The sequence below is a fragment of the Massilia sp. LXY-6 genome, assembly GCF_051233485.1.
In the GTDB taxonomy this organism is placed as follows: domain Bacteria; phylum Pseudomonadota; class Gammaproteobacteria; order Burkholderiales; family Burkholderiaceae_D; genus Telluria.
Map to the genome: position 1 here is coordinate 95,218 of NZ_JBKFGF010000018.1, position 12,825 is coordinate 108,042.

General features: G+C 65.0%; 10 protein-coding genes. 2 read left to right on the plus strand and 8 right to left on the minus strand.

Annotated features, from left to right (window positions below):
• Window positions 1-6: 6 nt before the first annotated feature.
• The gene (locus tag ACI48D_RS09320) at window positions 7-453 is read left to right on the plus strand and encodes a YaiI/YqxD family protein (protein ID WP_435570941.1); all 447 of its coding nucleotides are present in this window, start codon (window positions 7-9) and stop codon (window positions 451-453) included.
• On the opposite strand, the gene ACI48D_RS09325 is transcribed toward ACI48D_RS09320, so the two are convergent.
• The 7 genes from ACI48D_RS09325 to ACI48D_RS09355 form a co-directional block, all read right to left on the minus strand.
• A complete protein-coding gene (locus ACI48D_RS09325; protein ID WP_435570942.1) occupies window positions 450-902 on the minus strand; it encodes a hypothetical protein in 453 nt (150 codons plus the stop codon). The two genes, ACI48D_RS09320 and ACI48D_RS09325, sit on opposite strands and share 4 nt — an antisense overlap.
• Before the next feature lie 102 nt (window positions 903-1,004).
• Window positions 1,005-3,620: a sensor domain-containing protein gene (locus ACI48D_RS09330; RefSeq protein WP_435570943.1), complete on the minus strand. Its 2,616-nt coding sequence runs from the start codon at window positions 3,618-3,620 to the stop codon at window positions 1,005-1,007.
• A gap of 102 nt (window positions 3,621-3,722) precedes the next feature.
• Window positions 3,723-4,181, minus strand: a complete 459-nt coding sequence (locus ACI48D_RS09335; protein ID WP_435570944.1) for a DUF2147 domain-containing protein — start codon at window positions 4,179-4,181, stop codon at window positions 3,723-3,725.
• Between the two features lie 204 nt (window positions 4,182-4,385).
• Window positions 4,386-7,199: a valine--tRNA ligase gene (locus ACI48D_RS09340; protein WP_435570945.1), complete on the minus strand. Its 2,814-nt coding sequence runs from the start codon at window positions 7,197-7,199 to the stop codon at window positions 4,386-4,388.
• Window positions 7,200-7,239: 40 nt separating this feature from the next.
• Window positions 7,240-7,692, minus strand: coding sequence for a response regulator (locus ACI48D_RS09345; RefSeq protein WP_435570946.1), 453 nt, complete (start codon window positions 7,690-7,692; stop codon window positions 7,240-7,242).
• On the minus strand, window positions 7,689-8,864 hold the full coding sequence (locus ACI48D_RS09350; protein WP_435570947.1) for an ATP-binding protein: 1,176 nt from the start codon (window positions 8,862-8,864) through the stop codon (window positions 7,689-7,691). Before ACI48D_RS09350 ends, ACI48D_RS09345 begins: the two co-directional genes overlap by 4 nt.
• A 284-nt stretch (window positions 8,865-9,148) precedes the next feature.
• Window positions 9,149-10,726, minus strand: a complete 1,578-nt coding sequence (locus ACI48D_RS09355; RefSeq protein WP_435570948.1) for a S8 family serine peptidase — start codon at window positions 10,724-10,726, stop codon at window positions 9,149-9,151.
• 359 nt (window positions 10,727-11,085) lie between these two features.
• On the opposite strand from ACI48D_RS09355, the gene ACI48D_RS09360 reads away from it, so the two are divergent.
• Complete coding sequence (locus ACI48D_RS09360) at window positions 11,086-11,739, plus strand: ANTAR domain-containing response regulator (RefSeq protein WP_435570949.1); 654 nt, start codon at window positions 11,086-11,088, stop codon at window positions 11,737-11,739.
• A gap of 39 nt (window positions 11,740-11,778) precedes the next feature.
• Here the strand turns inward: ACI48D_RS09360 and ACI48D_RS09365 are convergent, their stop codons facing one another.
• Window positions 11,779-12,795, minus strand: coding sequence for a GlxA family transcriptional regulator (locus ACI48D_RS09365; protein WP_435570950.1), 1,017 nt, complete (start codon window positions 12,793-12,795; stop codon window positions 11,779-11,781).
• Window positions 12,796-12,825 lie beyond the last annotated feature (30 nt).

Sequence of the window (12,825 nt, forward strand, 5' to 3'; positions counted from 1 at the left end):
GCTCCCATGGAAATCTGGGTCGATGCCGATGCCTGTCCGGGCGTGATCAAGGACATCCTGTTCCGCGTGGCCGAGCGGCGGCAGCTGCAGGTCAGCCTGATTGCCAACCAGCTGATCCGGGTGCCGGGTTCGCGCTTCATCCGCGCGATCCAGGTGCCGAGCGGCCCGGATGTGGCGGACACCGAAATCGTGGAGCGCCTGGCGCCGGGCGACCTGGTGGTCACCGGCGACATCCCGCTGGCGGCGCGCGTGCTCGAGAAGGGCGGCGACGCGCTGAATCCACGTGGCGACTTTTATACGAAGGACAATATCGCCCAGCAGCTGACGATGCGCGCCTTCATGGAAGAATTAAGGAGCGGCGGCGTCGACACCGGCGGCCCCAGTGCCTTCAGCCAGGCCGACCGCCAGCAGTTCGCCAACGCCCTCGACCGCTACCTGGCGCGGCGTTCTTAGAACCGCGCACCGCGCCGGTCTGCCGACGGGTGGCGCTGGACGACCAGCAGTACCGGCTCGCTGCGCTCGCGCTGGCGCATCGGGCGCTGGCGGCGGTCCGGCGCGGCCGGGTAGACGAAGCTGATGAACAGCAGCACCGTGAACGACAGCAGCCCCGCGCTGGCCCACAGCAGCGCGGCATCGGTGCGCGTGGCCAGCATGGTGATGCCCGCGGCCGCCGGAATCATCAGCAGCAGGCCGCCGAGGGTGCGCGCCTGGGCGGAGCGGCGCATGCGGTCGCCGCGCGCGGCGATGTAGAGGAAGCTGAGCGATACCAGCGCCAGCCCGGCCAGGCCGCCGACCGCGATCCAGGCCGGCAGGTTCGGCCGCGTGGATCCGGCAGTCAGCAGTGGGGGCAAGATGAGGACCAGGCCGCCGGCAGCCAGGGCAAGCAGGCGTAGGACGATCATGAGGACGCTCCCTTGGCGCACAGGGTGGTCCGGACGGCGGGGTGTCGGCTCTCAGTGTTCATGTTTATCAAGTGCAAGGATTGGAGTGTGCAAAGATTAACATTAAGATAATTTCTGCGGCGCGCGCTTGAAGGCCTGTGCGGCGAAGCCGGCACGCATCCAGGGCATGCGGCCGTTGGCGAGCCAGCCCTCGATCGTCGGCCCGGGGACGGCTTTCGAAAACAGGTAACCCTGGCCGTAGTCGCAGCCGGCCTGCTTGAGCAGATCGAGCTGCTCGGGTGTTTCAATGCCTTCGGCAATCACCAGCATGCCGAGCTTGTGGGCCATCGTGACGATCGTTTCGCACAAGGCATAGTCGGTCGTGTCGGCTTCCAGGTGCATCACGAAGGAGCGGTCGATCTTCAGGAACTGGAACTTGAATTTCTTCAGGTAGGACAAGGACGAGTAGCCGGTGCCGAAGTCGTCCAGCGACAGGTCCATGCCGTGCTCGGCGATCTGGCGCAGTTGCTGGACGACGAAGGGATTATTGTCGAGCAGCATGCCTTCGGTGACTTCGACGACCAGCGTGTGTTCCGGCAGCGCGGCATCCCTGGCCATCTGAAAACAGCGTTCGCAGGCTTCGCGCCCGGCCAGCAGCTGCATCGGGGACACGTTGATCCCGACCTGCAGGGAGGCATCGTGTTCTCGTTTCCAGCCGACCACGTCACGCACGACCGTCTCGAAGATCTGCTCGCCCAGCTCCACGATCAGGCCGGTTTCCTCGCACAGCGGAATGAATTCGGCCGGACCGATCGTGCCGCGCTGCGGATGGGTCCAGCGCACCAGCGACTCGGCCTTCTTCAGCGCGCCGGTCGCGAGATCGACGATGGGCTGGTAGTGGACGTCGAGCCGGCGTTCGTCGATCGCGCTGCGCAGGTCCTTGGTCAGTTGCCGCCGCGCCTGGGCGCGCTCCTGCATGACGTGCGAGAAATACGTATAGCGATTGCGTCCCTGCTGCTTGGCCACGTACATCGCCTGGTCGGCATGCTTGACCAGGCTTTCCATGTCGGCGGCGTCCTTCGGGTAATGCGTGATGCCGATGCTGGCCGACAGGTGCAGGGTTTCGCCGCCGAGCGCGAAGGGGCTGGCCATGGCCTGGATGATCGCCTGGGCGGTGCGGTCGACGGCAAACGTCTCCTCATCGATGTGTTTCCGGCCTGGCGCCAGCAGCACCGTGAACTCGTCGCCGCCCAGGCGCGCTACGGTATCGCCGTCGCGCGTGCAGCCGAGCAGTCGTTGGGCCGCTTCGCGCAGGATTTCGTCGCCGGCGGAGTGGCCCAGGGTTTCGTTGACGTCCTTGAAGCGGTCGAGGTCGATCACCAGCAGGGTGAAGCCGGTGGCGTCGCGGTCGGCGACCTGGACGGCCCGGGCCACGCGCTCCAGGAACATCTGGCGGTTCGGCAATCCCGTCAGGACATCGTAGTTCCCCTGGCGCCAGGCGAGTTCTTCGGCACGCTTGGTCTCGGTGATGTCGGTGCCGATGTCGATATAGTTGCGCACCCGCCGGTCGGGACCGTAGGCGGCGGTGATGGTGCGGTACTCGGCGATCACGTGGCCGTCCTTGTGCCGGCTCCACAATTCTCCCTGCCACTGGCCGGTGGCCCGCAGCTGCGCCCACAAGGCATCGTCGAAGTCGGATTCCTCCAGGCCGGCGTTGTACACCCGCGGCGCCTTGCCGGCGATGTCGTCCGCGGTGAAGCCGCGCATGGCGGTGAACGCCGGATTCACCGTTTCGATGCGGCCGTCGGGATCGAGCACGGCAATCGCCTCGTGGCTGTTCTCGAACAGCAGCGAACCCAGTTCCAGGCTGTGCTGGGCGGCCTTGAGCACCGAGATGTCGGTGACGGTGCCGAGCATGCGCAGCGGCTTGCGCGCCGCGTCGAAAACGACCTTGCCCTGCATGCGGATCCATACCCAGTGGCCGTCGTGGTGGCGCACCCGGGCCTCGGCGTCGAGCCGTTCCGACTTGCCTGCGGCGATGGCGGCGGCGGCCGCTTCGATGGCGCCGGTGTCGTCGGGATGCACCCAGTCGCGCAGGGTCTCGCGGGTCGCCGTCAGCGGCGAGCAGCCCATGCCGATGATGGACTGGAAGAACGGAAAGATGGTCAGTTCGCCACCCAGTTCATCGGCACCGGCTTGCCACTCCCATGCGCCGGCGCCGGAATATTCGAGGGCCAGCCGCCAGCGTTCTTCGAGCTCGGCCAGCCGTTGCTGGTTGCGGTGATGCTCGGTGACGTCGTGCACGACGCCCATCAGGAGCCGGCAGGTGCCGTCCGCCTCGATCACGGGAGACACGGTAACATCCCCCGTCCTGATGCCGGTCGGATAGCTTGACACTTCTTGCCACTGCACCACCTTGCGGGTGGCAATGGCCTCCCGGTATTTCGACTTCACCAGCTCCAGCGAGGCGGGCGGGATGATCTGGTCGACTTCCTTGCCGACCACCGCAGAGACAGGCAGGCCGGTGGTGAGGGTGAAGCGCTCGTTGACCGCGGAAAAGCGGTAACGGTCGCCGTCCAGCACCTCGAGGAAGAAGATGACGTCGGCGACGTGCTCGAACAGGTAAGTCAGGTAATGCAGCGGCACCGGCGGCGCATCGGCTGCCAGGTAGCGCGCGACCTGGCTCGACGCGGCGGCCGAATGCGGTACAACCGGTGGGATGCCGGGCGGGTCTGTCATTGCTTCTTCCCTCCACATGGTTGAAGGGAGTGTAACGCACATCCGGAAGGCGCCGGCGCCGGGTTCTCCCGGCCTTGGCGCCGTTCGCCGCCCGTCAGCGGCTCACTCCTGACGCAGCCAGACCTGCGAGCGGCCGAACATCGGCATGCCGACATAGCCGCGCACTTCGACTTTCTTGCCGCCTTCGCGCACCATCAGCTTGCTCTTGTAGACCTTGCCGTTCTTCGGATCGAGGATCTCGCCGCCGGCGTATTCGTCGCCGGTCTTCTTCAGGCCCGAGACGATGGTCATGCCGATGATCGGCTGGTCCTTGCGCGCATCCGTGCACGGCAGGCATTTCGGGTTCTGGTCTTCGTCCGGGGCGCGGAACAGTTTCTCGATCTTGCCCTGCAACTCGCCATGGTTCTCGGTAATGCGGATCAGGGCGGTCGGCTTGCCCGAACTGTCGTCGATGGTCTTCCACAGGCCGACCGGCGAGCCCTCCTGTGCCCATGCCGCTGGGGCAGCGAGGGCGGCGGCAAGAACGGGAACAAGCAGTGAAACCTTGATGAGGGTGCGCATGGTGTCTCCAGTGTGATCGTTGGTGTGATGGGCAAGCGGAGTGTAGCAAACAGTACGGTCGTTCGGTAAACAGCCGGATGGAAATTCTTGCAGATGCTGCTGCGCGCACGGCGCGTCCGTGGCGATCGAAGCGGCCGCTAGCGGCAAAGAAAAAGCCGCGCCGGGCAGAGCCCTGGCGCGGCTTCCAAGCGCTGCGGTGAGCGGTCAGGCGGCCGGCAGCTTGGCCAGCTGTTCCTGCATCTTGGCCAGCGTGGCGCTGAAGTTCTCCACGCGCTCGCGCTCCTGGGCCACCACGGCGGCCGGGGCGCGGGCCACGAAGCTCTCGCTGGACAGCTTGCCGTTGGCCTTGGCGATCTCGCCCTGCACGCGCGCGATCTCCTTCGACAGGCGCTCGCGCTCGGCGGCGACGTCGATCTCGACCTTCAGCATCAGCTTGGTCGTGCCGACGATCGACACCGCGGCCGGCGATTCCGGCAGGGTGTCCACGATCTGCACTTCCGACAGCTTGCCCAGCAGCTGCACGTAGGGCGCGAAGCTTTGGGCGGCAACGCGGTCGGCCTCCGAGCCCGGCTCGACGATCAGCGGCACGCGCACCGACGGCGACAGCTTCATCTCGCCACGCAGGTTGCGGGTGGCGTCGGTCAGCTTCTTGAACTGCTCCATCCAGGCTTCGGCACCTGCGTCGATCAGCGCTTCGTCGGCGATCGGGTAGGGCTGCAGCATGATGGTGTCACCAGTTTTGCCGGCCAGCGGCGCGACCGCGTGCCACAGCTGCTCGGTCACGAACGGGATGATCGGATGCGCCAGGCGCAGGATCACTTCCAGCACGCGCAGCAGGGTGTGGCGGGTGGCGCGCTGCTGGGCCTCGCTGCCTTGCTGGACCTGGACCTTGGCCAGTTCCAGGTACCAGTCGCAGTACTCGTCCCAGACGAAGCTGTAGATGCTGCTGGCGATGTTGTCGAAGCGGTAGTCGGCGAAGCCCTTCGCCACGTCCAGCTCGACGCGGTTCATCAGCGAGATGATCCAGCGGTCGGCCTGCGACAGGTCTTCCGGATTCGGCTTCCCGGATGGCCGGACCCCGCAGTCCTTGCCTTCGGTGTTCATCAGCACGAAGCGGGTTGCGTTCCACAGCTTGTTGCAGAAGTTGCGGTAGCCTTCGCAGCGGCCGAGGTCGAAGTTGATGTTGCGGCCCAGCGAGGCGTAGCTGGCCATGGTGAAGCGCACGGCGTCGGTGCCGAAGGCCGGGATCCCTTCCGGGAATTCCTTGCGGGTGGCCTTGGCGATCTTCTCGGCGCCGCGCGGGTCCATCAGGCCGGTGGTGCGCTTGGCAACCAGCGACTCGACATCGATGCCGTCGATCAGGTCGATCGGATCGAGCGTGTTGCCTTTCGACTTGGACATCTTCTGGCCCGAGGAGTCACGCACCAGCCCGTGCACGTAGACGGTCTTGAACGGCACCTTGCCGGTGAAGTGCGCGGTCATCATGACCATGCGCGCCACCCAGAAGAAGATGATGTCGAAGCCGGTCACCAGCACCGACGAGGGCAGGAACAGGTCCATCTCCTTGGTCTGCTCCGGCCAGCCCATGGTCGAGAAGGGCACCAGCGCCGACGAGAACCAGGTGTCCAGCACGTCTTCGTCACGGCGCAGCGCGCCCGTGATGCCCTGGGCCTGTGCCTTGGCTTTCGCTTCTTCCTCGTCGCGGGCGACGATGATGTTGCCGGCCTCGTCGAACCAGGCCGGGATGCGGTGGCCCCACCACAGCTGGCGCGAAATGCACCAGTCCTGGATGTTGCCCAGCCACTGGTTGTAGGTGGTGGTCCAGTTTTCGGGGACGAACTGGATCTCGCCGCTGGCGACTTTTTCGAGTGCCACTTCGGTGATCGACTTGCCCGGGTTGAAAGTACCCTCCGGAGCCGGCTTGCTCATCGCGACGAACCACTGGTCGGTCAGCATCGGCTCGATGACGCCGCCGGTGCGGTCGCCGCGCGGCACCATCAGCTTGTGCGGCTTGACCTGTTCCAGCAGGCCCAGGGACTCCAGGTCGGCGACGATCTTCTTGCGCGCGACGAAGCGGTCGAGGCCGCGGTAGGCTTCCGGCGCGTCGTCGACGATCTTGGCGTCGAGCGTCATGATCGACAGCATCGGCAGCTGGTGGCGCTGGCCGACTGCGTAGTCGTTGAAGTCGTGCGCCGGGGTGATCTTCACGCAGCCGGTGCCGAAGGCCTTGTCGACGTATTCGTCGGCGATGACCGGAATCTGGCGGCCGGTCAGCGGCAGGGTCAGCATCTTGCCGTGCAGGTGCGTGTAGCGCTCGTCGGTCGGGTCGACCGCGACGGCGACGTCGCCCAGCATGGTTTCCGGACGGGTGGTGGCGACCGTCAGGTGGCCGCTGCCGTCCACCAGCGGGTACTGGATGTACCACATCGAGCCGTCTTCTTCCTGCGAATCCACCTCGAGGTCGGACACGGCGGTGCCCAGCACCGGGTCCCAGTTGACCAAACGCTTGCCGCGGTAGATCAGGCCCTGCTCGTACAGGCGCACGAAGACTTCGGACACGGTCCTGGAACGCGGCTCGTCCATCGTGAAGTATTCGCGGTTCCAGTCGGCGGAGGCACCCAGGCGGCGCATCTGGCCGGTGATGGTGCTGCCCGACTTTTCCTTCCACTCCCAGACCTTCTCGACGAAGGCTTCGCGGCCGAGGTCGTGGCGCGAGATCTTCTGGGCGTCGAGCTGGCGTTCGACCACGATCTGGGTCGCGATGCCGGCGTGGTCGGTGCCCGGGATCCAGGCGGTGTTAAAACCACGCATGCGGTAGTAGCGGGTCAGGCCATCCATGACGGTCTGGTTGAAGGCGTGGCCCATGTGCAGGGTGCCCGTCACGTTCGGCGGCGGCAGCTGGATGCTGAACGAAGGCTTGTCGGCGTCCATGGTGGCGGCGAAGTAACCGCGCTGTTCCCATTCGGTACGCCAGAATTGTTCGATGTCGGCTGGCTCGAAAGACTTGGCTAGTTCCATGATATGGCGTGTGGTGGCGTTGAATTTGCGAAAGCAACCATTATAGATGACGCGATGCCTGCCGCAACGGCAGCATCGCGAAGGGCGGAATATCGCCACGCAGGATGCGGTCGATGTGATCGAAGCTGGCAGGCTTGGTCAGGTGGTGGTCGAAACCGGCGTTGCGGACGCGCGCCAGCGTTTCCTGGTCGTTCCAGCCGCTCAGTGCCACGACCGTTACCCGTTCGAGTCCGGCGATCCGGCGCAGGGCGATGGCGGTATCGTAGCCATCCATGACGGGCATGCCGAGATCGAGGAAAATGAAGTCCGGGCGAAACCGGTCGGCGTGCGCCAGGCCGCTGGCGCCGCTCTCCGCCGTGACGATGGCGTGGCCCTTCAGTTCGAGCGCCATCCCCAGCATTTCGCGGGCATCGTCATTGTCGTCGATCAGCAGGATCTTCCGGGGCGCCGGTGCCGTCGATGCTTCGCCGCCGGGCGGGCCAGGCGGGTTCATCGAAGGTCGTCCGCACGCGAGCGCGGGGGCAGGCGGCGCGGCACGGTGATCCGGAACGTCGTGCCCTCGCTCTCGTTCGAGGTGACGCTGATGCTGCCATTGTGCGCGTTGACGATCTCGCGTGCGATGAACATGCCGATGCCGAGGCTGGTCTCGCGCAGCTCGTCGGACTGCCCGTTCGCCGCAAGGCGCACCAGCGGATCGAAGACGCTGCCGAGCTTATTTGCAGGAATGACCGGGCCTTTGTTGTTCACCGTAACGCTGACTTCCTCTGGCGTGGACGAGATGCCGACGCCGATCGGCAGGTCGCGCGCTCCGTATTGCAGCGCATTGCCGATCAAGTTGGAGAGCACCTGCGCGAGCCGGTCGTCGTCGGCAAACACATCCTCCCGGGCGAAGCTGCCGAAATCGATGATGCGTTCGGGATGGGAAGTACGCAGTTCCTCGACGACGTTCATGCACACTTCGGCCAGGTTCATCCGCTTTGGCTTGATCGGGATGCCGGACCCCAGATGGGTGCGGGTAAAGTCGATCAGGTCGCCGATCAGTTTGCTCATCCGCTGGCCGCTGTTGAAGATCCGCGTTGCCGCCAGCACGTACTTGCTCGGTATATCGGTGGCGCGCATGACGAAGGTGGCGCCGGTGATGACGGTGCCGAGCGGGTTGCGCAAGTCGTGACCCAGGATGGCCAGGAACATGTTCTCCGATTGCTTGACCAGATGGGCGTAGCGTGCGACCGACTCCGCCAGCGCCTGGTCGATGGCTTCGTTGAAGCGCGTGACGTCTTCCATGTCGGTGGCCTGCCTGGAAGCCATCTGCGAGGTCCACTGGTGCAGCACGCTCGAACGCAGCGCGCGGTATTCGGAGACCAGCTGCTCGACGCTGTAGCCGGACAGCAGGCGCGCTTCCGCATGGGTTTCGGCGGCGGTATCTTGATCACCGCGCGGGGCCCTTCCTTGCGATTTCTCGGATTGCTCGAGCGGCGTTTGCGGCGTCTTGAGGTCGACCGCGATGACGGTCAGCATCAGCTTGGCATGGTCGCGCAATTCGGTGTCGTCCATCGTCAGGGCCGGCGGCTCGATGGTGCGGGCAAAGTCTTCCCATGCCTGCAGGATCGACTCCATGTTATCGAGGATGAAGTCGGATAGCCGTGCGGTGGTTTTCGTGAGCATGCCTGCCTTGTGTGAATGCCAATGAAGTCAGGGCGGTTGCCAGGACTGCAGCACGATCAGAAAGGATCGAAGGAGATTCGCGCAGGAATGGTCCGCTGTGGCGGACGAAGGCTGTGGAGGGACCGACAATGATACGGTTTGAAAGGATGCCTCGATCGAATATACAGGTGAAACTTGTAAACGACTAAGCTTATTTTGGGGTGATGTCGAAGCCGAATGGAAAGGCCCGGGTCTGTTCGGTACAGGACCCGGGCCTTTTTACCGCGCCGGATGGCGCAGAGTGCTTACTTGCCGCAGCCCAGCGACTTGATACGGTCGTAGGCAGCCTTGGCCTGCACCAGGCCGTAGCCGTACTTGGTGTCGCGGCCGGCGGTGCCCAGGTCGAGCGCGCTGTTGTTCAGCGAGGTACGGATCTGGGAACCGGTGCAGGTCGGGAAGTAGCTCCACACCAGCGCAGCCACCGCCGACACGTGCGGGGTAGCCATCGAAGTGCCGTCGAAGTAGGCGTAGTTCGATGCCGTGATGGCGACCGTCGCGCTCTGGCCCAGCTGGCCCTTCATCGCGGCGCCGTCGGTATCCGAAGCCGTCACCGACGGGATGCTGGTCACGGCGCCGTTCAGCGTGCCGCCGAACGCGCCGGCCACGTTGTTGTACACGATCGCGCCGACGCCGCCGCTGTTCTGGCAGTTGTTCACCTTGGTTGCGAAGTCGACCGTGCCGCGCTGGATCAGGCAGACCTTGCCGGAGACGGCGGTGTTGACCGTGTCGCCGATGCCGAAGTCGGCCAGCGGCGCGGTGGCGGACTTGACCGGCGAGCCATCCATTGCCGACGACGCGTAGTTGACGCCGCCGACGGTCAGGGCCGTGTCCTGGCCGGTGCCCATCGGCACGGTCGACAGCACCGAGACGCCCGGACCGGCGATCTCGACGTCGCTGTTGTACTGCGAGAAGGAGGCGACGACCTTGTTTTCGTCGAGCGCAGCCACCGACATCACGCTGGCATAGCCGGCCGGGTAGGAGGTGGTGGCATTGCCGTCGTTGCCGGCCGCGGCGATGCTCAGCACGCCCTTGGTCTGCAGGCTGTCGAAGGCGCGCTGCTCGGTGATGCTCTTGGCGCCGCCGCCCAGCGACATGGTGATGACGTTCGCGCCCGCCGCACCGCACTTGTTGGCGGCCGATGCCAGGGTCGACGAATAGGTCCAGGCGCCGTTGGCACCGAACACCTTCACGATGTGCAGCTTGAGCTGCTTGTTCGGGTTCACGCCGACCACCCCGGTGCCGTTGTTGACGCCGGCGATGGTGCCGAACACGTGGGTGCCGTGGTGGGTTTCGTCGGTGTACCACCAGCCGGTACCGGAATCGTATTCGCCGGTGACGTTGGCGCCGTTGTCCTTCAGGTCTTCATGGCTGAAATCGACGCCCGAGTCGATGATGCAGATCTTGCGGTTGGCGACGTTGGTGTCCGGCAGCTGGTCGGCCTGGACCAGTTTGATGCCGTAGGGGACCTGCTGGCCGAGGACATACGGGGTGCCGGTCGACGGCGTGGTCAGCGAGAACGGCTTGCGCAGCACGTCCTCTTCGATGTATTCGACGTTCGGGTTGTTCTCCAGGCCCTTCAGTGCCGCGGTCGGCACTTCGACGGCCATCGCATTCATGTTGAAGATTTCCTGCTTGACCGAGCCCTTGGCGGCGGCGACCAGCGACTTCACATTCGCTGCGGCGCCCGGTTTGAAGGCCACGATCACGCGGGCGGTGGTCGGCGCGGCGGCCGACGCACTACCCGAGAATGCAATTGCCAGCGCCGCGGCGCAGAGGCCGAGGACCGGGACGAACTTTGATGCGCGAGTTTTATTCTGATTCATCGGTGCTTCTCCGTTAAGTTTCTTCGTTATCGCCGCCGACTCGTGGTCCGCGTGCTTTGTCGTTTCATTGCTTAAACAACCGATACAACCGATACAACCGATACATCGCTGCTTTGTGAAGGCCGGGCCCAGCCGTTCATAAACAGTGGCTCAAGTGTATTGATGGAACTTAAACAGATGCAACGGATTTTCAATCGTGCGCAAGAACTGTTGCGTGATCGTCTGTGCATATAATTCAATTGACAAATATCTAGATTTGTCACAAATGTAGATTCTATATTTCTGGCCGCCAAAGTTGGCGTCATGGAAATTTTGTTAATTTCGACCGCCGGTCACCTTCTCTGCGAAACACGATAACCATGAGCGTGCCTGCCTCTTCCCGCCGGCTGATACTGCTGGTCGACGACGACACCCTGCTTCTCGATTACATCGCCACCGTGCTCCGGCACGCGGGCTACGACACAGTTGGCGCCTCGTCCGCTGCCGATGCGCTGCAGCGCATCGCCGAACGCGAGGGCGCGCCTCAGGAGCCTGGGTTTGCGCTGGCCCTGCTCGACATCACCATGCCCGGCATGTCCGGACTCGACCTGGCGCGGCGCCTGAAAGACCACACCGAGGTGCCGTTCATGTTCCTGTCGTCGGTGGACGACGCCGAGACCGCGCGCCAGGCCGCCAGCCATGGTGCGGTCGGCTTCGTGGTCAAGCCCGTCGACGCGTCGCGCCTGCTGCCGGCCTTCGAGGCGGGACTGGCGCGCGCCGACGAGATCCGCCAGCTGCGCAGCACCGAGGCCAACCTGAACGCGGCCCTGGCCGCCGGCCGCGAAACCAGCCTGGCCGTGGGCCTGCTGATGGCGCGCTACCGGACCGACCGCATCACCGCCTTCGAAGTGCTGCGCGACCATGCGCGCGCGAGCCGCCGCAAGATCAACGAGGTCGCCGAGCAGCTGGTGGCGGCCGAGGAACTGCTCAACAGCCTGCACGGGGCGTTCACCGCAAGGCTGCGCGGCAAGTAGGAGCGCCTAATGTTCCAGATGATGCTCCGGGGCCGCCGCCTAGCCGGGCTTCGCGCTGGCCACTCCTGTCGTGGCGAAGCGTTCGCGGTACAAGGTGGGCACGATGCCCATCCGCTTCTGGAAGACACGGCGCATTTGCGCCTCGCCGTTGAAGCCGGCGCGCGCCGCCACCGTCTTGAGCGGCAGCGCGACATCGGCCAGCAACTGCCTGGCGCGCTCGAAGCGGCAGGCGGCGATGAATTCCTGGGTGCTCAGGCCCACTTCCTGCAGGAATACGCGGGCGAAGTGGCGCTCGCTCATCATTGCCTTCTGCGCCAGCTGGGCCACGCTCAGGCGCTCATGCAGGTTTTCCAGGATCCATTTCTGGATCTCGCGGATACCGGGCCGCGCCGTGCGTTCGCTCAGCAGGTGCGTACTGAATTGCGATTGCCCACCCGGGCGCTTCAGGTAGACCACCATGTCGGTCGCTACCTGCAGCGCCAGCTCCTTGCCGAAATCCTCTTCGACGAGGGCCAGTGCCAGGTCGATCCCGGCGGTGACGCCGGCCGAGGTCCACAGGTGTCCGGCGCGTACGAAGATGGCATCCGCATCGACGGCGATGCCGGGATGATCGGCCTGCAGGCGCTCGGCCACGCTCCAGTGCGTGGTCGCGGCCTTGCCATCGAGGACCCCGGCCGCGCCGAGGAAAAATGCGCCGGAGCAGAGTGCAGCCAGCCGCTGCAGGCGCGGACTGGCGGCGGCGACCCAGTCGACGATGGCGCCGCCTTCGGCCAGCGCGCGATGGATGTCGCGCGCGCCGGCGACAATGGCCGTATGCGGCAGCGCCAGCAGGTCCAGGGCCTTGGTGGCCTGCAGCGACATTAGGGTATCCGAAGGCACCTGGCCTTCGCGTATGGACGCGATGCGGACATCGTAGCCGTCCGGCTTGCCGCTGCGCCGCAGGTGGACGTTGGCATATTCGAAGACGGACATCGGACCGATGGCTTCCATTGCCTTGAAGCCGGGATAGACGATGATGTCGACAGTGAATGCCGGGGACGCGGGCCTGTTCTGCATGGGTCTTCCACTACTGTTGGCGGCTGACAA